General features: G+C 72.6%; 22 protein-coding genes. 10 read left to right on the forward strand and 12 right to left on the reverse strand.

The window, feature by feature from the left end; genetic code table 11:
* On the forward strand, positions 1–426 hold the full coding sequence (locus OG990_RS01925; protein WP_328418959.1) for a cytochrome c oxidase subunit 4: 426 nt from the start codon (positions 1–3) through the stop codon (positions 424–426).
* A gap of 187 nt (positions 427–613) precedes the next feature.
* Here OG990_RS01925 and OG990_RS01930 read toward each other — a convergent pair whose 3' ends face one another.
* The 4 genes from OG990_RS01930 to OG990_RS01945 all read right to left on the reverse strand — a co-directional run bounded on the left by OG990_RS01930 (position 614) and on the right by OG990_RS01945 (position 3563).
* Complete coding sequence (locus OG990_RS01930; RefSeq protein WP_328418958.1) at positions 614–820, reverse strand: hypothetical protein; 207 nt, start codon at positions 818–820, stop codon at positions 614–616.
* 122 nt (positions 821–942) lie between these two features.
* Entirely contained in the window at positions 943–1989 is a 1047-nt protein-coding gene (gene trpD / locus OG990_RS01935; protein ID WP_406078816.1) for an anthranilate phosphoribosyltransferase, read from the reverse strand.
* Between the two features lie 88 nt (positions 1990–2077).
* Positions 2078–2473 (reverse strand): hypothetical protein, encoded by a 396-nt coding sequence (locus tag OG990_RS01940; protein WP_355604881.1) that lies wholly within the window; start codon positions 2471–2473, stop codon positions 2078–2080.
* Positions 2474–2579: 106 nt separating this feature from the next.
* A complete protein-coding gene (locus OG990_RS01945) occupies positions 2580–3563 on the reverse strand; it encodes a cytochrome c oxidase assembly protein (protein WP_328418955.1) in 984 nt (327 codons plus the stop codon).
* Positions 3564–3671: 108 nt separating this feature from the next.
* Here OG990_RS01945 and OG990_RS01950 point away from each other — a divergent pair, with 108 nt between their 5' ends.
* The 5 genes from OG990_RS01950 to OG990_RS01970 all read left to right on the forward strand — a co-directional run bounded on the left by OG990_RS01950 (position 3672) and on the right by OG990_RS01970 (position 8829).
* Positions 3672–4271, forward strand: coding sequence for a heme-copper oxidase subunit III (locus tag OG990_RS01950; RefSeq protein WP_355604885.1), 600 nt, complete (start codon positions 3672–3674; stop codon positions 4269–4271).
* Positions 4272–4343: 72 nt separating this feature from the next.
* Entirely contained in the window at positions 4344–5177 is an 834-nt protein-coding gene (locus tag OG990_RS01955) for a cytochrome c (RefSeq protein ID WP_355604888.1), read from the forward strand.
* A 64-nt stretch (positions 5178–5241) separates the two neighbouring features.
* Positions 5242–6330: a ubiquinol-cytochrome c reductase iron-sulfur subunit gene (locus tag OG990_RS01960; protein WP_386984117.1), complete on the forward strand. Its 1089-nt coding sequence runs from the start codon at positions 5242–5244 to the stop codon at positions 6328–6330.
* Positions 6327–7955 carry a cytochrome b N-terminal domain-containing protein gene (locus tag OG990_RS01965; protein ID WP_355604891.1) on the forward strand — a complete coding sequence of 543 codons (1629 nt, stop codon included), beginning with the start codon at positions 6327–6329 and terminating at the stop codon, positions 7953–7955. The genes OG990_RS01960 and OG990_RS01965 overlap by 4 nt, the downstream gene beginning before the upstream one ends.
* A gap of 193 nt (positions 7956–8148) precedes the next feature.
* Positions 8149–8829, forward strand: a complete 681-nt coding sequence (locus tag OG990_RS01970) for a DUF4142 domain-containing protein (RefSeq protein WP_328418950.1) — start codon at positions 8149–8151, stop codon at positions 8827–8829.
* An 84-nt stretch (positions 8830–8913) separates the two neighbouring features.
* Here the strand turns inward: OG990_RS01970 and OG990_RS01975 are convergent, their stop codons facing one another.
* The 5 genes from OG990_RS01975 to OG990_RS01995 form a co-directional block, all read right to left on the reverse strand.
* Positions 8914–9201 carry an Lrp/AsnC family transcriptional regulator gene (locus OG990_RS01975; protein WP_074313163.1) on the reverse strand — a complete coding sequence of 96 codons (288 nt, stop codon included), beginning with the start codon at positions 9199–9201 and terminating at the stop codon, positions 8914–8916.
* Positions 9202–9280: 79 nt separating this feature from the next.
* Positions 9281–10180, reverse strand: a complete 900-nt coding sequence (locus tag OG990_RS01980; RefSeq protein WP_406078817.1) for a sugar phosphate nucleotidyltransferase — start codon at positions 10178–10180, stop codon at positions 9281–9283.
* Complete coding sequence (locus OG990_RS01985) at positions 10177–10719, reverse strand: NUDIX domain-containing protein (protein ID WP_328418949.1); 543 nt, start codon at positions 10717–10719, stop codon at positions 10177–10179. Before OG990_RS01985 ends, OG990_RS01980 begins: the two co-directional genes overlap by 4 nt.
* A gap of 53 nt (positions 10720–10772) precedes the next feature.
* Positions 10773–12566 (reverse strand): RelA/SpoT family protein, encoded by a 1794-nt coding sequence (locus OG990_RS01990; RefSeq protein WP_386984680.1) that lies wholly within the window; start codon positions 12564–12566, stop codon positions 10773–10775.
* A gap of 129 nt (positions 12567–12695) precedes the next feature.
* Positions 12696–14450, reverse strand: a complete 1755-nt coding sequence (locus OG990_RS01995) for a DEDD exonuclease domain-containing protein (RefSeq protein WP_328418948.1) — start codon at positions 14448–14450, stop codon at positions 12696–12698.
* A 128-nt stretch (positions 14451–14578) separates the two neighbouring features.
* Between OG990_RS01995 and OG990_RS02000 the strand changes: the two genes are divergently transcribed.
* From OG990_RS02000 to OG990_RS02015, 4 genes are all read left to right on the forward strand, one after another.
* Entirely contained in the window at positions 14579–16033 is a 1455-nt protein-coding gene (locus tag OG990_RS02000) for an NYN domain-containing protein (protein ID WP_406078818.1), read from the forward strand.
* A 239-nt stretch (positions 16034–16272) separates the two neighbouring features.
* Positions 16273–16491, forward strand: a complete 219-nt coding sequence (locus OG990_RS02005; protein ID WP_328418946.1) for a hypothetical protein — start codon at positions 16273–16275, stop codon at positions 16489–16491.
* Positions 16492–16646: 155 nt separating this feature from the next.
* On the forward strand, positions 16647–17906 hold the full coding sequence (locus tag OG990_RS02010; RefSeq protein WP_406078819.1) for a M48 family metallopeptidase: 1260 nt from the start codon (positions 16647–16649) through the stop codon (positions 17904–17906).
* Positions 17903–19027: a glycosyltransferase family 4 protein gene (locus OG990_RS02015; RefSeq protein WP_406078820.1), complete on the forward strand. Its 1125-nt coding sequence runs from the start codon at positions 17903–17905 to the stop codon at positions 19025–19027. Before OG990_RS02010 ends, OG990_RS02015 begins: the two co-directional genes overlap by 4 nt.
* A 13-nt stretch (positions 19028–19040) precedes the next feature.
* On the opposite strand, the gene OG990_RS02020 is transcribed toward OG990_RS02015, so the two are convergent.
* The 3 genes from OG990_RS02020 to OG990_RS02030 form a co-directional block, all read right to left on the reverse strand.
* Positions 19041–19709: a lysophospholipid acyltransferase family protein gene (locus OG990_RS02020; protein WP_406078821.1), complete on the reverse strand. Its 669-nt coding sequence runs from the start codon at positions 19707–19709 to the stop codon at positions 19041–19043.
* Between the two features lie 29 nt (positions 19710–19738).
* On the reverse strand, positions 19739–20320 hold the full coding sequence (locus OG990_RS02025) for a TetR/AcrR family transcriptional regulator (protein WP_406078822.1): 582 nt from the start codon (positions 20318–20320) through the stop codon (positions 19739–19741).
* Positions 20321–20593: 273 nt separating this feature from the next.
* Positions 20594–22252 (reverse strand): bifunctional diguanylate cyclase/phosphodiesterase, encoded by a 1659-nt coding sequence (locus tag OG990_RS02030; RefSeq protein ID WP_328426808.1) that lies wholly within the window; start codon positions 22250–22252, stop codon positions 20594–20596.
* Between the last annotated feature and the right edge of the window lie 34 nt (positions 22253–22286).

The following is a 22286-nucleotide window of genomic DNA, read 5'->3' on the forward strand; positions in this document are numbered from 1 at the left end:
ATGAAGACCGAGTGGCGCATCTTCCTGATCATTGCCACGTTCCTGGGCGGAGCGACCATCCTCTACGGTGCCTGGACGGCCGGTGAGGCCGGTGGCGTCGAGTGGGTGGGCACGGTGGCCCTGCTGCTGTCCTTCCTGCTCTGCACGATGTGCGGTGGCTTCTTCTGGTTCGTTTCCCGCCGGATCGACCTGCGCCCCGAGGACCGGCCGGACGCCGAGATCGCTGACGGCGCCGGTGAGGTCGGCTTCTTCAGCCCGGGCAGCTACTGGCCGTTCGGCCTGGCGCTGGCCGCCGCGACGGCAGGCATGGGCCTGGTGTTCTGGCAGTTCTGGCTGGTCGGCGCCGGTCTGCTGGCGGTCATCTTCGCCGCCTGCGGGCTGCTGTTCGAGTACTACACCGGCACCCGGCGTACCGCCGAGCACTGATTCACCCGGTCGCCGTAGCAGCGACCCGTACTGCCAAGAAGGCCCGTTCCCCGGTGGGGGAGCGGGCCTTCGTCGTGCTCGAGCCCGGCGGGCTCGGGTGATCAACTCCACGTCCCCGACCCGGGGGTGACAGCGCTGCCGGATACCGCACCCACGCCGACACCGAGTCGATCGAGCCGTGGCGGGGTCAGGCGGCGTGGCGGGTGGGCTGGCGGTGTCGGCGGTCGGCCAGCCGGGTGACGCGGAAGGTGAAGGTGGCGATCACCACAGCGGTGCCGCAGCGGGTGCAGATCAGCTCGGGACAGTCGGTGCCGTGGCCGTCGACGCAGGGCGGCACCTCGAACGGCGCCACGCCCTCGCAGACGTCGCAGTAGAGCTCGCGGTCCGACGACACGGGCGTCTCCTCTCACTTCGGGCGGCTCGCCCCCGGCGCGACAGCAACGCATAAACGGAAGCGGAGAACTACTCGGCTGTAGTTTCCCACGCGGGTCCGACAAATCCCCACCGCGGGGCGAGTCAGGCGGTGGTGGCGGTCTCGATCCACCGGTCGAGGGTGGCGGCCGCCGCGCCGGAGTCGATCGACTCGGCCGCGCGGTCCAGACCGGCGCGCAGCGCCTCGGTCAGGTCGCCGTCGAGCGGGCCCTGAGTGGCCAGCGCCGCCGCCGCGTTGACCAGCACCGCGTCCCGGACCGGGCCGGTCTCGCCGGCCAGCAGGCGACGGGCCACGCCGGCGTTGTACGGGGCGTCAGCACCGCGCAGATCCGCGAGGGTGGACCGGGGTACCCCCAGGTCCGTCGCGTCCAGCACGGCCTCGCGTACGGTGCCGCCCTGGGCCGCCCAGACCCGGGTCGGTGCGGCAGTGGTGAACTCGTCCAGCCCGTCCTCGCCGCGCATCACCAGCACCGAGTCGCCGCGAGCGGCGAACACGCCGGCCATCACCGGGGCCATCCGCGGGTCGAAGCAGCCGACAGCGCCGGCGCGGGGCCGGGCCGGGTTGGTCAGCGGGCCGAGGAAGTTGAACACGGTGGGCACGCCCAGCTCTCGCCGGATCGGCCCGGTGTGCCGCATGCCCGGGTGGAACCGGGCCGCGAAGCAGAACCCGATGCCCGCCTCGGTGACGCAGCGGACAATCGCGTCCGGGTCGAGGTCGAGCGGAACGCCGAGGAACTCCAACAGGTCGGCGGTGCCGCAGGAGGACGACGCGGCACGGTTGCCGTGCTTGACCACCCGGACGCCGGCGCCCGCCACCACCAGCGCTGCCATGGTGGAGATGTTGACCGTGTGGGCGAGGTCACCGCCGGTGCCCACCACGTCCAGCGCGGTGGAACGCAGCTCCTCGGGGAGGTCGACCGGGACCGCCCGGCTCAGCATCGTCTCGACCAGCCCGGCCAGCTCGGCCGAGGTCTCGCCCTTGGCCCGCAGCGCCACCGCGAAGCCGGCGACCTGCGCGGCGCCCGCCGAGCCGGCCATGATCTCGCCCATCGCCCAGGCGGTGTCGGCGGTGGACAGCTCGTCGCCGCGCAGCAGCGCGTTGAGCAGGTGCGGCCAGGTCCGATCGCCCATGGCGGGCCTCCCGAGCATGCGAAGTGCGGGTGGGCTGGAACCGGCGCCGATTCTTCCGGCGCCGTGGCGGTGCCGGAGAGCGGGGACGTCAGGCGGGTGCGTGCGTCCGCAGCAGCTCAGCCACCGTGCTGCCGGTGGTCACCGGGTCGAGCGGGTGCACCAGCGTCGCGTCGACCTCGGCGTACGCGGCGAGCCATCGGTCGGCAGCGCGGGCGATCACCAGGCAGGTCGGGGGAGCGTCGTCCCGGTCGTCCTTGATCTGTCGGGCGATGCCCATACCGCCGCCCGGGCTCGCCTCACCGTCGAGCAGCAGGAGGTCGATCTCGTAGTCGTCGACGAGCCGGATGGTCTCGGCGTAGGTCGACGCGTCGACGAACTCGATCTGCAGCCCGGGTGCGGGCCGGGTGCCGACGGCCATCCGCATCCGGTCACGGACCTGCGGGTCGTCGCTGTAGAGCAGGACGGTGCAAAGACGATCGCTCATGGCTGGACTGGCTCCCACCTCGTAGCTGCCCGCCGATCGTACCGGTCCACGTGACGCAGTCGACATCCCGCCCGTCGCCGGCCGTCTGGCGTACCGTCGCCGCAGCTCAGGCCGGGGTGCCGGCGGCGCGTTCGCGGGCCTCCTGGCGGTCTAGGTCGCGGTCGATCCGGCGGGCCTCGCGTTCGGACTGCTTGACCCACTGCACCACCAGGACCGCGAGCATGGTGACGCTGACGAACTCACCGCCGGCCCACAGGATGCCGCCGGCGACCACCTGGTCGTCCCAGGGGTCGGACCAGCTCAGGTTGAGCGACGGGTACCAGTCGCCGCCGAAGAGCGTGCTGCTCTGCATGATGGTGAGCCCGAGCACGGTGTGGAACGGCACGGAGAGCAGCATCAGCAGCGCCCGTGCCGGGTACGGCCAGCGGCCCGGCAGCGGGTCGAGACCGAGCAGCGGCCAGAAGAACACGCAGCCGGTCAGGATGAAGTGCGCGTGCACCAGCTCGTGCGCCCAGGCGTGTTCGAGGGTGAAGCGGTACAGGTCGCTGAAGTACAGCGCGAACGGGTTGACCACGAAGATGGCGAACGCCACCAGCGGGAAGCTGTAGACCCGGGCGACGCGGCTGTGCACGATCGCCAGCAGGCGCTTGCGCGCTCCGACCGGCAGGGTCCGCAGCGCCAGCGTCATCGGTGCGCCGAGTGCCAGGAAGATCGGCGCCACCATGGACAGCACCATGTGCTGGACCATGTGCACCGACAGCAGGGCGGTGTCGTACGCGTGCAGCCCGCTGACCGTGACCAGCGCGATGCCGCCCAGGCCGGGGCCGAGGAAGAAGACGGTACGGGAGACCGGCCAGCGGTCGCCACGGATGCGCAGCCGGTGCACCCCATAGAGGTAGAGGCCGGCGGCGAGCACCAGGCCGAGCGCCAGCCAGCTGTCCAACCGGGTCTCGGTCAGCACCGTGCCGACGGTGAACGGGGGAGGGGTCGCCTCGCCCCCGGCGGCCAGCGCCGGGCCCGCCGGGGTGGCCGCGAGCACTGCGGCCGGGACGGCCGAGGTGGCGGCGAAGATCGGATCGACGTGCAGCACGCTTTTCAGGCTAGGCCAGGCGAACCGGACCCCGACGCTCGGGCCACGGAAGGCGTGGGTTTGCCACCCCGCTGATCGCCGGCCCCGGTCAGGGGCAATAATGACGGCGTGACTGCGGCCCCAGCCATTGACAAGAGCCGGATCCACTCTCTGACCCGACCGAACATGGTCAGCGTCGGGACGATCGTGTGGCTCTCCAGCGAACTTATGTTCTTCGCGGCGCTGTTCGCGATGTACTTCTCGATCCGCGCGGCTGCGCCGGAGCAGTGGGAGAAGCACACCGAGCACCTCAACATCCCGTACGCGACCACGTTCACGGTGATCCTGGTGCTCTCGTCGGTGACCTGCCAGCTCGGCGTCTTCGCGGCGGAAAAGGGTGACGTGCACGCGCTGCGGCGCTGGTTCACCGTCACCTTCGTGATGGGTCTGATCTTCGTGCTCGGCCAGCTGAACGAGTACCGCGAGCTGGTGCACGAGGGCGTCAAGATCAACGGAGACGGCTACGGCTCGGTGTTCTACCTGACCACCGGCTTCCACGGCCTGCACGTGACCGGCGGCCTGATCGCCTTCATCATCTTCATGGTCCGTACGACCATGGGCCGGTTCACACCGGCGCAGGCGACCTCGGCGATCGTCGTGTCGTACTACTGGCACTTCGTCGACGTCGTGTGGATCGGGCTGTACGCCATGATCTACTGGCTTCAGTGATCTTGGCGCGTCACGAACCGCGCCGCTGCTCCGTCCCCTGAGACAAGGTCCAACCGGTTAAGGACACAGCTCATGACTTCTGACAACGACCGCCGACGCGGTCTGCTCGCGCGCCTGCGCGGGCGGCCCGCCGCGCGCAGCAGGGGCCGCCGCCGGCTGGGTGCCGCGGTTCGGCTGTTCGCCGCGCTGATGCTCGCCGGCGGCGCCTACACCGTCTTCGCCCCCGGTGTGCAGGCGCAGGACAACCCGCCGATGACCGGCGCCGCCGCCGAGGGCAAGGCGCTGTTCGACGTGAGCTGTGTGACCTGCCACGGACGCAACGCCCAGGGCGTCGAGGGCCGCGGACCGAGCCTGGTCGGCGTCGGCGCTGCCTCGGTCGAGTTCCAGGTCAGCTCCGGCCGGATGCCGATGGCCCGGCAGGAGGCCCAGGCACACCGCAAGCCCCCGCTCTTCACCGACGAGCAGACCCGCCAGCTGGCTCAGTACATCCAGGAGCTCGGTGGCGGCCCGATCGTGCCGGAGGGTGACCTCGCCCAGGACGCCAACGTCGCGGCCGGTGGTGAGCTGTTCCGGATCAACTGCTCGCAGTGCCACGCCTTCGGCGGCGGCGGTGGCGCGCTCTCCTCGGGCAAGTTCGCTCCGAGCCTGCACCCGGCGACCGACCGGCAGATCTACGCGGCGATGCTGAGCGGCCCGCAGAACATGCCGGTGTTCGGTGACAACCAGCTCCGCCCGGAGCAGAAGGCCGACATCATCGCCTACATCCAGGAGACGCTGAAGCACGACCAGGACCCGGGTGGGTTCAACCTCGGCCGGTACGGGCCGTCCACCGAGGGCCTGGCGATCTTCCTGGTTGGCATCGTGGCGCTCGTCTTCGCTAGCCTGTGGATTGCGGGCAAGTCGTGACCGAGCGGATCATCCGATTCAGTGCTGTGGTGCCGCTCGGCGCCACCCGTAGCGAGGTGACGGCATGAGCACGCACACCGAGCACCAGGCCCCGCAGGGCCAGGAGCCGCTCGACCTGAACGCGCCCGGGGTGACCCGGTTCGACGTCGTCCGTGAGGGCGCGCGCCGGGACGACATCGAGATCGTCCACTACGAGCCGCAGGTGCTGCCCGGCACCAAGGCCGAGCGCCGGCTGACCCGGGTGGTGGCAGGGTTCTTCCTGATCACCGGCCTGGCGGCGACCGCGTTCCTGGCCATCTACATCTGGTGGCCGTGGCAGTACGAGCCGGGCCGTGGCGGCGACAAGTTCTACACCCCGCTGCTCGGCGCCACCCTCGGCGTGGCCCTGCTCGCCGTCGGCTTCGGCATCCTGACCTGGGGCAAGAAGTTGCTGCCCAAGGAGGTCTCGATCCAGGACCGGCACGAGGGCGCGGTGGACGAGGAAAGCCGCACCATCACCGGCCAGACCATGCTCTACATGGCCGACGAGTTGGGCGTGAAGCGTCGCCCGCTGCTCGGCATCTCGCTGCTGGCCGGTCTCGCGCCGGTCGGCGCGGTGGTCGCGGCGCCGCTGGTCGGCGGTCTGATCTCCCAGCCGCACAAGAACAACCAGATGTTCACCACCGGGTTCGGCTCGGCCGAGGGTGGCCAGCGGATCCGGCTGGTTCGCGAGGACGGCCGGCCGATCCGCCCGGCCGACATCAGCGCCGGTGGTCAGTTGACCGTCTTCCCGGGCATTGACCACGGCGTGAGCAACAAGCACGCCGACTCGCCGACGCTGCTGATCCACCTGCGGGACTCCGACGCGATGACCTCGCGCCAGGCCAACGAGCGGGTCGGCCACGGCGACTACATGTGGGGCAACTACGCGGCGTTCTCCAAGATCTGCACGCACGCCGGTTGCCCGGCCAGCCTGTACGAGCAGCAGACCAACCGGCTGCTCTGCCCGTGCCACCAGTCCCAGTTCCTCATCACCGACAACGCCCGGCCCGTCTTCGGCCCCGCCAGCCGGCGGCTGCCGCAGTTGCCGATCGAGGTGGACTCCGAGGGCTTCTTCGTGGCGAAGTCCGACTACACCGAGACCGTCGGGCCTGATTTCTGGGAGCGGCCATGAAGCGTCGAAAGCTTGACCTTGCGGCGACGCCGGGTAAGGCCGCGGTGGGAGTGGATGACCGCTTCCAGGTGGCCACCCCGCTTCGCCGGCTGCTGAACAAGGTCTTCCCGGACCACTGGTCCTTCCTCCTCGGCGAGATCGCGCTGTTCTCGTTCGTGGTGCTGCTGCTGACCGGTGTGTTCCTGACCTTCTTCTTCGAGCCGGCGATGACCGAGGTGGTCTACGACGGTAGCTACGCCCCGTTGCAGGGCACGCCGATGTCCGCCGCGTACGCCTCCAGCCTGGACATCTCGTTCGACGTCCGTGGCGGTCTGGTGATGCGGCAGATGCACCACTGGGCTGCGCTGCTGTTCATGGCCGCGATCGTCGTGCACATGCTGCGGGTCTTCTTCACCGGTGCCTTCCGCAAGCCGCGGGAGACCAACTGGATCATCGGCTCGCTGCTGTTCTGGGTCGGCTTCCTGGCCGGCTTCACCGGCTACTCGCTGCCGGACGACGGCCTGTCCGGCACCGGCCTGCGGATCGCCTCGGCGATCATGCTGTCGATCCCGGTGATCGGCTCCTGGGTCACCTCGTCGATCTTCGGCGGGGAGTTCCCTGGCACGATCATCATCAGCCGGTTCTTCATCGCCCACGTGCTGCTCATCCCGGGTCTGCTGGTCGCGCTGATCAGCGTCCACCTGGGCCTGGTCTTCAAGCAGAAGCACACCCAGTGGCCCGGCCCCGGTCGGACCAACGGCAACGTGGTCGGCGAGCGGATGTTCCCGCGGTACGCGCTGAAGCAGGGCGGCTTCTTCATGGTCGTCTTCGGCGTCATCGCGCTGATGGGCGGTCTGTTCCAGATCAACCCGATCTGGCTGTTCGGCCCGTACGAGGCGTGGGTGGTCTCGGCCGCCAGCCAGCCCGACTGGTACGTCATGTTCCTCGACGGCTCGACGCGGCTCATGCCAGCGTGGGAGATCAACATCCCGCTCGGTGACGGGTACGTCATTCCGCCGCTGTTCTGGCCGACGGTGGTGCTGCCCGGCATCCTGGTGGGCCTGTCGACGATGTACCCGTTCCTGGAGGCGCGGCACCTCAAGGACCGCAAGAGCCACAACCTGCTCCAGCGGCCCCGTGACGTTCCGGCCCGGACCGCGGTCGGCGCCATGGCGGTGTCGTTCTACATCGTGCTGACGCTCTCCGGCGCCAACGACGTTATCGCCGACAAGTTCCAGATCAGCCTGAACGCGATGACCTGGGCGGGCCGGGTCGGCCTGCTGCTGGTCCCGCCGGTGGCGTACTACGTCACCTACCGGCTCTGCCTGGGCCTGCAGCAGCACGACCGGGAGGTGCTCGCGCACGGCGTGGAGACCGGCATCATCCGGCGTTTGCCGGACGGCCGGTTCGTCGAGGTGCACCAGCCGCTCAGTGCGGCGGACGGGCACGACGGCCACGGCGAGTTGGAGTACGTCGGCTGGGTGGTGCCCAAGAAGATGAACCGGCTCGGGGCCCTCGGCCCGGCGATCCGGGGCTTCTTCTACCCGATCGAGAAGCCGGTCGAGGCACCGGTCTCGCCGGGGCACCCGCCGGTCGAGGCCCGACCCGAGCGCGAGGAGATCAGCAGCGGCGAGAGCCGCCGCTGACCCCCCGACCGCAGCGTTACGTGGCGCCCGCCGGAATTCCGGCGGGCGCCACGCCGTATCGGCGTCCACCACCCATCCGGTCAGGAGTCGGACGGCCACGGCGGGACCGGTCGACCCCGCGCGACGGGCGATCGCAGGAATAACCCCCGTGAGCCGGGTATCCGTGCGGTCCAACGTCTCAAGGGGGGGAAGCATGTTGGGTATCAAACGCCTCGGCCTGTTGGCCGCGCTGGTACTGGTCGGCGTAGCGCCGGCAGCGGCCGCGCAGGCCGCGGCACAGCCGTCGACGCAGGACACCCAGTATCTGCAGGCGGTGCACCAGGTCAACCTGTTCGAAATCACCGCTGGTGACCTGGCCCAGCAGAAGGGCCAGGACCAGGGGGTCAAGGACCTGGGCGCGATGTTGAAGACCGACCACACCCAGCTGGACCAGACGGTGCAGCAGACCGCGTCCCAGCTCGGGGTGGAACTGCCGAACGAGCCCAGCGCCGATCAGCAGGCCGTCATCGACCAGCTGAACAACGCCAGCGGCGCGGAGTTCGACCGGCTCTGGGTGACCAGTGAGCTGGCCGGTCACGTCCAGGCCATCCAGGCCACCCAGACGGAGATTTCGCAGGGCTCCGAGCAGTCGGTGGTCCAGTTGGCCCAGACCGCCCTGCCGATCCTGCAGACGCACTACGACGAGTTGGTCCAGCTCGCCAACCAGCTGGGCATTCCGGTCCCGCAAACCAGCGCCAGCGGTACGCCCAGCCCGGGCGGCACCTCGACGCCGGCTCCGGGCGGCACCACTGAGTCCCCGGCTCCGGGCGGCACGACCGAGTCGCCGGCTCCGGGCGGTGGCACCACCGAGACGCCGGCTCCGAGCGAGAGCTGACGTAACGGCAGCAGACGGCCGGTCCACCCGCGGGGTGGACCGGCCGCCGTGCGTCCGGCGCGGCCGACACGGCGGTCGGCGGGGTCAGTCGGCGCTGGCCAGGCCGATCGCGAACGCCTCCTCCAGGTCATGCTGGGAGTACGCCCGGAACGCGATGTGCGACTCGGTGTTGAGCACGCCCGGCACCTTGGAGATGCTGCCCGCGATGACCTGGGCGATCTGGTCGAACTCGCGGACCCGGACGATGGCGATGAGGTCGACGTGCCCGGCCACCGAGTAGACCTCGCTGACGCCGGGGAGGTTGGCCAGGTTCTCCGCCACCTCGGGGATCGCGTCGGTGGCGCAGTCGATCAGCACGATCGCGGTGATCACGGGGCATTTCTCCGTTCGTCGGCGTCGTCGCCCATGCTAGATGTTTCCGCCCGGGCCCGGAGGCGGGAGCCGTCGGGGCTCAGCCCTGCGCGCAGGCCGGCACGGTGCAGCCGTCCCCGGCCCGGATCGCGTCGCGTAGCCGTTCGTCGGCGCGTACCGTCGCGCCCGGCCAGACCACCGTGCGCCGTACGTCGCCGTGCACCCGTGCACCGGCGCCGACCACCGACTCCACGCAACGGCCGGTTACCGTGGCCGACGGGTCGACCAGGGTGCCGCCCGCCGCCGCGTGCAGGTTGGCGGCCAGGTAGTCGGCGGGGGTGCCGGTGTCGTAGAAGGTGCCCGGGTAGGGCACCACCTCCAGCGCGCCGGCCGCCTCGGCCGGCCGCCAGACGGCGCGTACGAGGTCGGAGAAGATCACCGGCAGGTCGCGGACAAGCCGCCAGGGCAGCAGCGAGAAGCCGGTGAAGCAGTGCCCGGCGAAGGTGCCCGGCTCCGTCGGGTTCGCGGCGGGCTGACCGAGCAGGCGTACCCGGTGCCCGTCCCAGCCGTCGAGCAGGGCGGCCACGTCCGTGCCCGGGGGAGCCGCCGGGTCGGCGAGGTACGCGTCGGCGTTGCCGACCAGCACCGGCCGGCCGTCGATCCAGTCCCGCAGGTTGGCCACCCCGCCCGCCGTGCCGAGCGGGTCGCCGGGCTCCACCGACAGGTGAGCACGGTCGCCGACGTGCGCGACCACCTGGTCGGCGAGGTAGCAGGCGTTCACCGCGACCCGTCCGGGACCGGTCAGACCGAGCCCGGCCAGCCGGGCCAGCGCCCGCTCCAGCAGCGGCACGTTGCCCACCGGGCAGAGCGCCTTGGGCACCCGTTCGGTGAGCGGTCGCAGCCGGGTGCCCTCGCCCGCGGCCAGCACCACGGCGCACACCTCCGCCCGCCGGTCGCCCGGCCGGCCGTCGGTCGCCGGCACGCCGGCCGCTGCGGTCACGGCATCGTGTCGGGTACCGGTGGCGGGAACTGCCCGGCCAGCGGCCCGATGTCGTAGTAGGCGAGCAGCCGGGCCGTCGGCCAGGTCAGCTTGGGCAGATCGTCGAGCGGGTGCCAGGCGGCCTCGAAGACCTCACCGCCGTCGACCACCAGCTCGGTGTCGGAGGCCGGCACCTCCGTCTCGAAGACCACATCCACCCAGCCCTTGGCGTGCACGACCGCGTTCGGCACCGCGGGGCGCAGCCGGGACGGTGGGAGCCGGATGCCGCTCTCCTCGAACAGCTCGCGGGCCGCGCCCACCACCGGGGCCTCGCCCCGATCCAGCAGGCCGGCGGGCAACGACCACCCCTTGCCGGGCGGCTGGCGCAGCAGCAGCAACCGCCCCGCACCCGTCGCCTCGGCGTCGCGGACCAGGGTGACCGCGCCGACGATGTACTTGGGCACGGCCAGCCGGACCAGGCGCCGGCGCACCGGCAGGGGCAGCCGGTAGAAAGCCTGGTAGAAGATGGCCCGACCGGTGGCGCGGGAGCGGGGGATCATGACTCCAGGCTAGTGGTCACGAATGTCGTTCGGACGCGCTGGGGCCCGGTGGGTCACTGCCGATGGTCGACCAGGTCGATGAGCTGGCGGACCACGGTGTCCGGTTCGATCACCCGGTCGAAGACCGCGACCAGCAGGGTCTCCAGGTCGGGGTAGCCCAGCTCCTCGGAGAGGCGCAGCAGCGGCAGGTCACTGGCGAGGCCACGGTTGTGCTGGCGCAGGGCGAGCCCGATGGTGGCCCGGCCGAGGCGGACCTTGTCGCTGATCGTGATGCCCGGCTCGGTGTGCTCCGCGAACCACCGGTTGATCTGCATCTGCGCGTGCGGCGACTTGACGAAGTCGAGCCACTCCCGGCGCGGGCCGCGCGGCGCCACCCCGGCCTCGAAGCCGTTGTCCCCGTCGTTCTCGGTGAAGATCTCGACCACGTCGCCCTCGTCCAGCTCGGAGCTCAGCGGCGCGAGCCGGCCGTTGATCCGGGCGGCGAGGCAGTGGTCGCCCCGCTGGCTGCCCAGCTCGTAGGCAAGGTCGACGGGCGTGGCACCGGCCGGCAGTACGACCTGCCGCCCGTCAGAGAAGACCTGGATCTGCCCCTCGGCGAGGTCGCAGCGCAGCGACTCGAGGAACTGCGCCGGGTCGGCGGCGTCCGGCTCCCAGTCGAGCACCCGCCGCAGCCAGTCCAGCTGCTCGGCGCGGGCCGCCGCGCTGCCGCTGCTCGTGCGTGGAAAGCGGAAGTCGGCGGCGATGCCGTACTCGGCCGAGCGGTGCATCTCCTCGGTGCGGATCAGCACCTCCACCGTGCGGTCCTGCGGGCCGCAGACGCTGGTGTGCAGCGAGCGGTAGAGGTTGTTCTTCGGCGAGGCGATGAAGTCCTTGAATCGGCCGGGGACCGGTCGCCAGGTGCCGTGGATGGCGCCGAGCGCGGCGTAACAGTCGGTGGCCGGGCCGTCGACCACCACCGAGATGCGCGGCAGGTCGTACGGCGCGGCGTGGCTGCCGGCGATGGTGTCCTTCCAGATCGAGTAGAGGTGCCGGGGCCGAGGGCTCACCTCGGCGTCGACCCGGCTGCGACGTAACGCCACCCGGGCACGGGTGACCACCGACTCGAGGTACGCGTCCCAGCCCGGCCGGTCGTGCACGTGCCGGGCAAGCCGGGCGTGCTCGTCGGGCTCCAGGTGCAGCAGCACCACGTCGTCCAGCTCGCGCTTGAGGGTCTGGATGCCCAGCCGGTCGCAGAGCGGGACCAGCACCTCCTGGGTCTTGCGGGCGATCCGTTCCCGCGACGCCGCGGAGCGCACACCGAGGGTGCGCATGTTGTGCAGCCGGTCGGCCAGCTTGATGATCAGCACCCGGACGTCCTTGGCAGCTGCCACGATCATCTTGCGGATCGTCTCCGCCTCGGCGGCCTTGCCGTAGAACGCCTTGTCGAACTTGGTCACCCCGTCGACCAGGTGGGCTACCTCGCCACCGAAGTCCTCGGAGAGCGCCTGGAGCGTGTAGCGGGTGTCCTCCACCGTGTCGTGCAGCAGCGCCGCCACCAGGGTGATGGTGTCCATCCCCAGCTCGGCGCAGATCTGCGCCACCGCGAGGGGGTGGGTGATGTAGGGCTCACCGCTCTTGCGGAACTGCCCGCGGTGCATGTTTTCCGCGATGGTGTACGCCCGGCGCAGCACTGCGGGATCGGTGCCGGCGTGGATGCCCCGATGGGTCCGGACAAGCTGCGTGACCGGGTCGGAGTCGGCGGTCGGCCAGGTGAGCAGCGACCGCAGCCGGCGGGCCAGCGGCAGCTCACCCGACTGGGTCGGCAGGGCGCCCCCCAGGGCGGCGCCGTGTCCGGCGTCGACGTCCACGAGGGACACCTCCTCACCCCGGCTCCGCGGCCGCCGAAACCCGGCGGTCGGGAGCAGGCCCACGAATCGGGCAGGACTGCACTTCTCCAACAGCCTAAGGGAGTCGACGTAGTCCGATCGGTCACTTGGTCATGAGCGTTCGGTCGAGAGTTGGTGGGACCCTCCGTTTTCGGCCTTCGCCAGGAGGTCGCGGAACCGGCCCGCACCACCAACCGGCGAGGACCAACCGGAGGACATTTCCACCAGCCGGGTCTCCGGTCGTTCCAACCAGGACAGGATGCGCTCGGACTCCTCGGCGGTGGCCGCCGGCACCGGCCCGTGCCCGCCCGGCACCGTCTCGGCGGTCGCCCGGATGGCGTTCAGCGTGGGTCGCGGGTGGACGCTCGGCGGGGACACCCCCGCGCCGGCCAGCCGGCCGTGCCGGACCAGGGCCAGCTCCCAGCCGCCACGGGCGGCCGGCCGGGCCGCGGCCAGCTCGACGATCCCGGTCAGCGCGGCCAGCCGCTGCATCCGCACGGTGGCGCGCAGGACCGCGGCCAGCCGGGACCGCACCACCGCGGCCTCCTCGTAGCGCTGGTCGCGGGAGAGCACGTCGATCCGGGCCAGCAGTGCGTCCACCACCGGCTGCGGGTCGCTGGCGGTGGCGGTGCGGAACGGCGCGGCGGCGCGGTCGTCGTACTCCTCGGGGGTGATCTTGTGCTCGCAGGGTGCCGGGCAGCGACCCAGCTCGGCCAGCGCGCAGGCCGGCGTGACGGTCCGCAGCGAGAGCCGGTGCGTGCACTGGCGCAGCGGCACGGCGTCGTGGAAGCCCGCGGCGGCCAGCTCCGCGGCCCGTCGGGAGGTGAACGGCCCGAGGTAGGCGGTGTCGGTGGGGGAGAGGCCGCGGACCACCGACAACCGGGGGTACGGGCCGTCGGTCAGCTTGAGCCAGACCATCCGCTCCGGGTATTTCGACCGCCGGTTGTACGGCGGGGCGTGCGCGGCGATCAGCCGCAGCTCGCGGACCTCGGCCTCCAGCGAGTGCGCGCACTCGACCGCCTCGACCCGCTCGGCCGCCGCCAGCATCTCGGAGATCCGGGCCCGCTTCTCACCGGCGGTGAAGTAGCTGCGCACCCGGGTGGCGATGTCGCCGGAGGTGCCGACGTAGAGCGGCCGGTCGTCGGCGGCCCGGAAGATGTAGACCCCGGGGACCTTGGGCAGCCCCTCGGCCAGGTGCCGCTTGCGGCGCTGGGTCGGGGTGACCGCCCGGGCGAACTCGATGGCGTCGCCGACGGTGTCCACCCGGTGCCCGCCGAGCCGGCCGATCAGCCCGTGCAGCACGTCGACGGTGGCCTTCGCGTCGTCCAGCGCCCGGTGGGTGGGCTGGGTGGCGGTGCGGAAGTAGGCGGCCAGGGTGCCCAGCTTGCGGTTGGGCACCTCGTCGCGGGTCAGCACCCGGCGGGCCAGCGCCGCGGTGTCCAGCACCCGCGGGTTGGGCCACCGGTAGCCGTGCTTGGCGCAGGCGGCCTTGAGGAAGCCCACGTCGTAGGGGGCGTTGTGGGCCACCAGCACCGCGTCGGCGATGAACTCCAGGAAGCTCGGCAGCACCTGCTCGATCGGCGGCGCCGGCACCAGCATGGCCTGGGTGATCCCGGTCAGCACGGTGATGAACGGCGGGATCGGCTGCCCCGGGTTGACGAGGGTGGCCAGCACGCCGAGCTGCTCGCCGCCACGCACCTTGACCGCGCCGATCTCGGTGATGCCGCCGCCGTCCGGTGCGCCGCCGGTGGTCTCCAGGTCGACCACCACGAAGGTGGTCGCGTAGAGCGGCAGTGCCGGGTCCACCCCGCCCATCGCCGGGTCGAGACCGGCCAGTGACTCCTGGACGTACTCCGACTGTGCCATCGGCGGTACGCTAGCGCCCCGGTCCGACACTCCCGTCACAACGGTCCCAGGAGTCAGCACGGGGGCTAGGATGAGAGATCGGCTCACTCACCGGGCGGTGGGCCCGGTCGCGGTGGGAGACTTGTTACATGCCCCTCACCGAGCCGTCCGACGACCACCTCCCGCAGGAGGATCCGGTCGCGCTCGACGGGGCCCTGGGCAACCCGGACGACAACGTAGTCAGCGAGACATCCGGCCCATCCGGCCCGACGACGGCGGGCGACGGGTCGGCTGTCGAGCCGGAGCCGACCCTGCCCGAGCCGGTCCGGCAGCGGATCGTGGCGCTGACCGCCGCGGTGCTGCCCGGGCTGCCCTCCGACGAGGTGCCGGTGCCGCTGCGCCGGGTGGCCAAGTTCGCCCCGAACCGGCGGGCCCGGCTCGGCGCGCCGGCCATCGCCGCCCAGCTCGCCGGCGACCCGCTGTTCCGGCAGCGGGTCACCGCCCGAGTGCTGGCCGACGCCGGTGACCTTGGCGCAGCCGTGGTCGAGGGCACCGCGCCGGCCGCCGCCGACCCGGTCGAGGTGGCCGCGCTGGCCTACCTGGCCCGGCCGCGTGGCTGGCGCGAGCTGATCGACGCCAGCGGCGCGGCGGTCCGCGCCGAGGCCGACAGCGCGGTCGTCGCCGAGTTGGTTCGCGAGGCCGAGCAGCGGGCCACCCGGGCCGAGCACGACCGGGCGGTGGCTCGGGTGGAGGCGGAGAAGCTCCGCGACGAGCTGGCCCGGGTCCGGGAGGAGTTGGGCCAGCTCCGCGAGGAGTCCCGCCAGCTGGCCCGTACGCTGCGGGAGACCCAGGCCCGCGAGCGCAAGGCCACCGAGGTGCTGGCCACCGAGCGTGGCCGGGCCGCGCGGGCGAGCGCCGACGTGGACGCCGAGCTGCGTCGGGCCCGCGCCCGGCTGGCCGAGGCGGAGGCCGCGGCCGGCGTGGCCCGGGCCAGCGCCAAGGAAGCCCGCTCGGTCGACGACGCCCGGCTCTGGCTGCTGCTGGAGACCATCGGTCAGGCCGCCGTCGGGCTGCGCCGGGAGCTGGCGCTCGACCCGGTGGACAAACTCCCCGCCGACTTCGTGGCCGACGCGTTCGCCGAGCAGCCGGGCACCGCGCCGGCCGGCCCGTCCGCCCGCGCCCGGGACACCGACGACCCGGCCCGACTGGACCAACTGCTCGCCCTGCCCCGGGCACACCTCGTGGTGGACGGCTACAACGTCACCAAGCGCGGCTTCGGCGAGATGTCGCTGGAGCAGCAGCGCAAGCGCCTCATCACCGGGCTGGGCGGGATCGCCGCGCAGACCGGCGACGAGGTCACCGTGGTCTTCGACGGCGCGGAGCGGATGCATGGGCTGCCGCCGGCGCCGCGCGGCGTACGGGTGCTCTTCTCCCGCAAGGGCGAGACCGCCGACGAGCTGATCCGGCGGCTGGTCCGCGCCGAGCCGGCGGGGCGTCCGGTGGTCGTGGTCTCGTCCGACCGCGAGGTCGCCGACGGGGTACGCCGACACGGGGCCTACCCGCTCGGGGCCGACTCGCTACTGCGGCGGCTGGCCCGCTCCTGACCGCATCCGCCGGCGGCCAATCTCTGCGTGATCGACACGAGGTCGGTGATGTTGGGGTGTCCGGCGGTCGGGATACCCCGATATCGCTGACCTGGAGTCGATCTCGCCCTCAAACGGCCGGTCGAGGTGGTTGTCCGGGTTTCTGTCATACCCGGTGGCTAGCGTCGATGTGACCGACGGTGCTCGGGTGGCGACGACAGTGCGCCCGGCCGCGCATCGCGAGCCGATCAGGAGGCGTGATGCTCATCGACTGCGAAGGGTGCCCGACCCAGGGGGGCGGTTGTTCCGGCTGCCTGGTGGCCGCCCTGTTCGACGAGTCGTCCCCGGCGGCCGGGCTGGCCGCCGCAGAGGTCCAGGCGATCGAGGTGTTCGCCCGGGCCGGCTTCGACGTGGAGGTGCTGGCGGCGCCCGCGCGTCCCGGCACCGCTCGTCGCCGCGCCTCCCGCCGGGTCGCCTGACCGCCACACCGCGCCCGGAGCGGGCTTTTCGCGGACCATAGGATGGGCGGTCACGGCGGGAGGAGCGGCGGGATGAGCGGGGTACGACGCGACGACGGCGGGCCCGCCGGCAGAGGCGAGAAAGTCCGCCGCGCGGTGCGCACGGTGGTGCGCCGGTGAGCCCGCGTGGCTGGGCGCTGCTGACCCTGGCCGGGTTGACCGTCGCGCTGGTGGTGACCGCCGCGCTGCTTATACCGTGGCACCGACCGCCGGCGCCCCGGGCCGACCAGCTCGCGGCGCTGCGTGACCTGCCGGCCGACCAGGTGGCCCGGGGGCGGGAGTTCCGCGCCGCGCTGCGCCCCGGTGGTTACTCCGCGCTCGCCGTCGGGCTGCTGGTCGCCCTCGCACTCGGGCTCACCCCGCTGGGCAGCCGCCTGGTCGAGCTGGTGGGCCGGCCGTTCGGCGGGCACTGGGCCGCGCAGGCGGTGCTCGGCGGGCTGGCTGTGGTGCTCGTCGCCGACCTGCTCACCCTTCCGTTCTCCGCCTGGCGGCAGAGCGTGCTCACCCGCTACGGACTGAGCACCAACGGCTGGAGCGGTTGGGCGGTCGACCTGCTCAAGTCGTACGCCGTCAGTGCGGTGATCGGCGCGGTGGTGCTGTTCGGCTTCTACGCGGTCATCCGGCTCGCCCCGCGCTGGTGGTGGGCTTTCGGCGCGGCCGGTGCGGCCCTGCTGGTGGTGCTGCTGTCGTTCGTGCTACCGGTGCTGGTGGAGCCGGTGTTCAACCGGTTCACCCCGCTGGAGCAGGGCCCGCTGCGCACCGAGCTGGTCAGCATGGCGGCCCGCGACGGGGTGCCGGTACGCGACGTGCTGGTGTCCGACGCCTCCCGGCGCACCAAGGCGGTCAACGCGTACGTCTCCGGTCTCGGGCCGACCCGGCGGGTGGTCGTCTACGACACGCTGCTGCGCGAGGCGACCCCGGCCGAGGTGACCGCCGTGGTGGCGCACGAGCTGGGGCACGCAAAGGACCGGGACGTGGCGGTCGGCACGCTGACCGGCGCGCTGGGCGCTGCCGCCGCGGTGGTGGCGCTCTACCTGCTCGGCTCGTGGGGGCCGCTGCTGCGGCTGGCCGGTGTCGACTCGGTCGCCCAACCGAGCGCGTTCCCGTTACTGGTCGCCCTGGTCACGGTGGTGGGGCTGCTCGCCGCGCCGGTGCAGGCGCTGATGTCCCGGCGGGTGGAGGCGCGGGCCGACGCGCACGCGCTCGCGCTGACCGGTGACCCGGCTGCCTTCGAGTCGATGCAGCGCCGGCTCGGCTCGGTCAACCTCGGCGACCCCGACCCACCGCGCTGGGAATACCTCTACTCGGCCACACATCCGTCCACCGTGGAGCGGATGGCCGCTGCCCGCGCGTACGCCCGGGAGGCAGGCCGATGAGCCGCACGCTGCTGATCACCAACGACTTCCCGCCCCGTCCCGGTGGGATCCAGTCCTTCGTGCACAACCTCGCGGTGCATCAGCCAGCCGGCTCGGTGGTGGTGTACGCGTCGAGCTGGCGCGGGGCGGCGAAGTTCGACGCCGACCAGCCGTTCGAGGTGATCCGGGAACGCACCCGGGTGCTGCTGCCCACCCCGCTGATCGCCCGGCGGGCTGCGCGGCTGGCCCGCGCATACGACTGCGACACGGTGTGGTTCGGCGCGGCAGCCCCGCTCGGGCTGCTCGCCGCGGGCCTGCGCCGACGGGCCGGGGTGCGCCGGGTGGTGGCGCAGACCCACGGCCACGAGGTCGGTTGGGCGGCGCTGCCCGCCGCACGGCCGGCGTTGCGGCGCATCGGTCGAGGCGTCGACGTCACCACCTACCTCGGCGAGTACACCCGCAGCCGGCTGGCCCGGGTGCTGGACGGGGTGACCGAGCTGCGTCGGCTGGCGCCCGGGGTGGACGTGGACACCTACCACCCGACTGTGGACGGCGAGCCGGTGCGGGCTCGGCTGGGGCTGGCCGACCGGCCGGTGGTGGTCTGCGTGTCCCGGCTGGTGCCGCGCAAGGGGCAGGACATGCTGATCCGGGCGCTGCCGGAGATCCGCCGTCGGGTGCCCGACGCGGCGCTGCTAATCGTTGGCGGCGGCCCGTACCGGGCGACCCTGGAGAAGCTGGCCCGGCAGGCCGGCGTGGAGCGGGACGTGGTCTTCACCGGCTCGGTGCCGGCGGCCGAACTGCCGGCGCACTACGCGGCCGGCGACGTCTACGCGATGCCCTGCCGCACCCGCAACCGGGGGCTGGACGTGGAGGGGCTGGGCATCGTCTACCTGGAGGCGTCCGCGACCGGCCTGCCGGTGGTGGCCGGTGACTCCGGGGGCGCGCCGGACGCGGTCCGCGAGGGCGAGACCGGCTACGTGGTGCGGGGCCGGGACGTCGCCCAGCTCGCCGACCGGGTAGCCCGGCTGCTCGCCGACCGGGACCTGGCCCGCCAGTTGGGCGCGGCCGGCCGGGCGTGGGTGGAGCGGGAGTGGCGCTGGGAGGCGCAGGCGCAGCGGATGGCAGCCCTGCTCGCCGGCTGACCGCCACCCGCGCTCAGCTGGGGCTCGACCGGGGCGGTGCGTAGCGGGGCACGTACTCCTGGCCGGTGAGCCGCTGGATCGCCGCCATCACCTCGTCGGTGACCGTCCGGATGTCGCGTGGCTCGTTGATCCGGCCGGCGACCGGGATCGGCGGGCCGAAGCGCAGGGTGATCGGGTGTCGGCGGGGCAGCCGCGCGTCGACCGGCAGCACCTCGGCGGTGCCGAGCACGCCGACCGGGATGATCGGCACCTCGGCATCGCGGGCCAGCCGGGTCATTCCGACGCGGCCCCGGTAGAGCCGCCCGTCCGGGGAGCGGGTGCCCTCCGGGTAGACGGCGACCAGGCCGCCGGAGCGCAGCACCGGCACGGCGGCGTCGAGGGCGCTGAGGGCGGCCCGGCCGCCGCCGCGCTCCACCCGGATGGCGCCCATGCCGGCGACGATCCGCCGGTTGAGCCAGCCGCCCGGGCCGCGGCCGGTGAAGTACTCGGCCTTCGCCCAGAAGGTGACGTGCCGGGGCGTCGCGCAGACCAGGAACAGCTCGTCGGCGACGGAGAGGTGGTTGCCGGCGAGGATCGCGCCGCCGTGCCGGGGCAGGTGCTCCAGCCCTTCCACGCGTGGCCGCCAGCCCAGCCGCAGCGTCGTGCCGACGGTCAGTTTGGTGAGGTCGTACAGCAGGGGCACGTGTCCTCCGGGGTGCGGGGGTGGATGGTTCAGGCCGGGGCGGGGCCGAGGTGAGCGTCCAGCGTGGCGCGCAGCAGGGCTTCGTCATCCTTGGCGCCGGTGGCCAGCGGCAGGCTGCCCCAGGCCCAGAGCTGGGCGATGCCGTGCAGGTTGGCCCAGAGCGCGCCGGCCAGCACCGGGGCTGGCGCGTCGGTCGGCCGGCGCAGTTGGGCCACCAGGTCGGTCACGACGGCGAACAGGGGCAGGCTCGTCTCGCGTAGCCGGAGCCGGCCGCTGCCCAGCAGGTCGTGCCGGAACATCAGCTCGAACATGCCGCCGTGGGCCGCCGCGAAGTCCAGGTACGTCCGGCTCAGCGCGGTCAGCCGGGCGCGCGGGTCGGGGCCGGCGTCGCGTGTCGTCTCCTCGACCCGGGCTTCGAGGTCGGCGAAGCCCTCGCGGGCGATGGCGGAGAGCAGGTCGACGTGGGTGGGGAAGTAGCGGCGTGGTGCGCCGTGCGAGACCCCGGCCTGGCGGGCGATCTCCCGCAGCGACACCGCCGACTGGCCCTCGCGCAGCACCAGGTCCACCCCGGCGGCCACCAGCCGCGCCCGGACACTCGCCTCCTCGCTCATAGACACTGTCTACCAGCCGGGCGTAGACACTGTCTACCCAACCCTCGCTGCCAACGTCTCCGCAGCATGAGACGAGGGCCGTGTCCGGGCGTGGCCACCGGCGAGCCCAAGGGCGGCCTCGCCGCATTGAGCGTGATACCTCAGAGTCATAAAAATACCTCTGAGGTATCGTCGTCCGCGCAGTCCGCGCGCCGTCGAGTGACGCGACATCCGCGCCGTCCGCGCACCGTCGAGTGGCGCGCCATCCGCGCGGTTGAGTGGCGCGCCGGGCGGTCAGCGGATGCGGGCCAGGATCCGGTCGGCGGGGGCCGGCCGGCCGAAGTGCCAGCCCTGGGCGGCGTCGCAGCCGATCGCCCGCAGCCGCTCGGCTTGCCCGGCGGTCTCCACACCCTCGGCGGTCACCGTCAGGTCCAGCGCGTGCGCCAGCGAGACCAGCGAGGCGAGGATCCGCTCGTCGGTGCGTCCGACCGCCGGCGACTGCAACCCCGCGACGAACTCCCCGGCCACCTTCAGCTCGGTCACCGGCAGGTCCCGCAGGTACGCCAGGTTGCTGTAGCCGGTGCCGAAGTCGTCGATGGCGATCCGCACCCCGAGGTCGGCCAGCACCCGCAGGGCGCGTACCGGCTCCTCAGCGGTGCTCATCATCGTGCTCTCGGTGATCTCCAACTGGAGTCGCTCCGGCGGCAGGCCGGTCTGCCCCAGCAGGGCGCGGACCTCCTGCACCAGCCCGGGCCGGTGCACCTGCCGGACCGCCAGGTTGACGCTCACGAACGGCGCCGCCGCGCCACCGGCCGACCAGGCCTTCGCCTCCCGGCACGCCTCGGCCAGCACCCACCCGCCCAGTTGCACGATCAGGCCGGTCTCCTCGGCCAGCCCGATGAAGCTGTCCGGCCGCAGCACCCCCAGCTCCGGGTGGCGCCAGCGGACCAACGCCTCCACGCCGATCAGCCGGCCGTCGCGCAGCGAGGTCAGCGGCTGGTAGTCGAGGTAGAACTCGCCCCGCTCCAAGGCAGCCGGGATGGCCGCGGAGAGCGCGTACCGGGCCAGCTCGCGCCGGTTGCGCTCGGCGTCGTAGAGCGCCCAGCGCGCACCGCCGGCCGACTTCGCCCAGTGCAGGGTGCTGTCGGCGGCCCGCATCAGGTCACTGGGGTTGGCACCGGCCACCTGCCGCTCGACGATGCCCAGGCTCGCCGAGACCTGAAGCTCGTGCCCGTCGACCACCGCCGGTGTCCGGACCGCCTCCAGCGCGGCCTCGGCCACCTTCACCATGTCGTCGGTGCCAGCAGTGTGTTCCACCAGGATGACGAACTCGTCCCCACCGAGCCGGGCCACCAGGTGCTCACCCAGGGCCTGGCACAGCCGCTCGGCCACCGTGGTCAGCAGCCGGTCGCCGATCTGGTGCCCGAGGGTGTCGTTGACGACCTTGAACCGATCCAGGTCGAGGAAGCACACCCCGACCCGCTGCGCCCCCCGGCCCGGCTCGTTCAGCGCGGCGGTGAGCCGCTCGGTGAACAGCGTCCGGTTGGGCAGGCCGGTGAGCGGGTCGTGGGTGGCCTGGTGGCGGAACCGCGCCTCACTGGCCCGCAACGCCCGCTCGGCGTGCGTCCGGGCCATCATGGCGGCCCGGCGGATCGACTCCTGCTCGTCGAGCGTCCGGTCCCGCAGCGCGCGGGCATAGCCGGTCGCCACGGCAGCCAGCAGCCGCGCCATCCGGTCCTCGACGTCCTCGGCAACCAGCCCCAGGTCGCGCACCAGCCGAAGCTGGATGACCTCGACGGTACGGCCCAGCCCCTCCGCGGAGGCGATGTGCGCCGCGACCAGTTCAGCGCCGACCCGGTGCCCGGTGCGCAGGTCGAACGGCTCGGCGAGCAGTGCACCGGCCAGTTGCCCGGTGAGCCGGTGCAGCAGGGTCTCGAGCTGGGCCTGGGTCATCGGCAGGTAGCTGGTGCCGGAGACCGCCTTGGCC

The sequence above is a fragment of the Micromonospora sp. NBC_00858 genome (genome assembly GCF_045207365.1).
Classification (GTDB): domain Bacteria; phylum Actinomycetota; class Actinomycetes; order Mycobacteriales; family Micromonosporaceae; genus Micromonospora.

What these genes read in the sequence shown, in the direction of transcription:
- OG990_RS02015 (WP_406078820.1), top strand. Translation starts at nt 17,903, where the DNA reads ATGAGCCGCACGCTGCTGATCACCAACGACTTCCCGCCCCGTCCCGGT.
- trpD (WP_406078816.1), bottom strand. Translation starts at nt 1,989, where the DNA reads ATGGGCGATCGGACCTGGCCGCACCTGCTCAACGCGCTGCTGCGCGGC.
- OG990_RS01965 (WP_355604891.1), top strand. Translation starts at nt 6,327, where the DNA reads ATGAAGCGTCGAAAGCTTGACCTTGCGGCGACGCCGGGTAAGGCCGCG.
- OG990_RS01970 (WP_328418950.1), top strand. Translation starts at nt 8,149, where the DNA reads ATGTTGGGTATCAAACGCCTCGGCCTGTTGGCCGCGCTGGTACTGGTC.
- OG990_RS01995 (WP_328418948.1), bottom strand. Translation starts at nt 14,450, where the DNA reads ATGGCACAGTCGGAGTACGTCCAGGAGTCACTGGCCGGTCTCGACCCG.
- OG990_RS02025 (WP_406078822.1), bottom strand. Translation starts at nt 20,320, where the DNA reads ATGAGCGAGGAGGCGAGTGTCCGGGCGCGGCTGGTGGCCGCCGGGGTG.
- OG990_RS01955 (WP_355604888.1), top strand. Translation starts at nt 4,344, where the DNA reads ATGACTTCTGACAACGACCGCCGACGCGGTCTGCTCGCGCGCCTGCGC.
- OG990_RS02000 (WP_406078818.1), top strand. Translation starts at nt 14,579, where the DNA reads ATGCCCCTCACCGAGCCGTCCGACGACCACCTCCCGCAGGAGGATCCG.
- OG990_RS02030 (WP_328426808.1), bottom strand. Translation starts at nt 22,252, where the DNA reads ATGACCCAGGCCCAGCTCGAGACCCTGCTGCACCGGCTCACCGGGCAA.
- OG990_RS01925 (WP_328418959.1), top strand. Translation starts at nt 1, where the DNA reads ATGAAGACCGAGTGGCGCATCTTCCTGATCATTGCCACGTTCCTGGGC.
- OG990_RS01940 (WP_355604881.1), bottom strand. Translation starts at nt 2,473, where the DNA reads ATGAGCGATCGTCTTTGCACCGTCCTGCTCTACAGCGACGACCCGCAG.
- OG990_RS01960 (WP_386984117.1), top strand. Translation starts at nt 5,242, where the DNA reads ATGAGCACGCACACCGAGCACCAGGCCCCGCAGGGCCAGGAGCCGCTC.
- OG990_RS01985 (WP_328418949.1), bottom strand. Translation starts at nt 10,719, where the DNA reads ATGATCCCCCGCTCCCGCGCCACCGGTCGGGCCATCTTCTACCAGGCT.
- OG990_RS02005 (WP_328418946.1), top strand. Translation starts at nt 16,273, where the DNA reads ATGCTCATCGACTGCGAAGGGTGCCCGACCCAGGGGGGCGGTTGTTCC.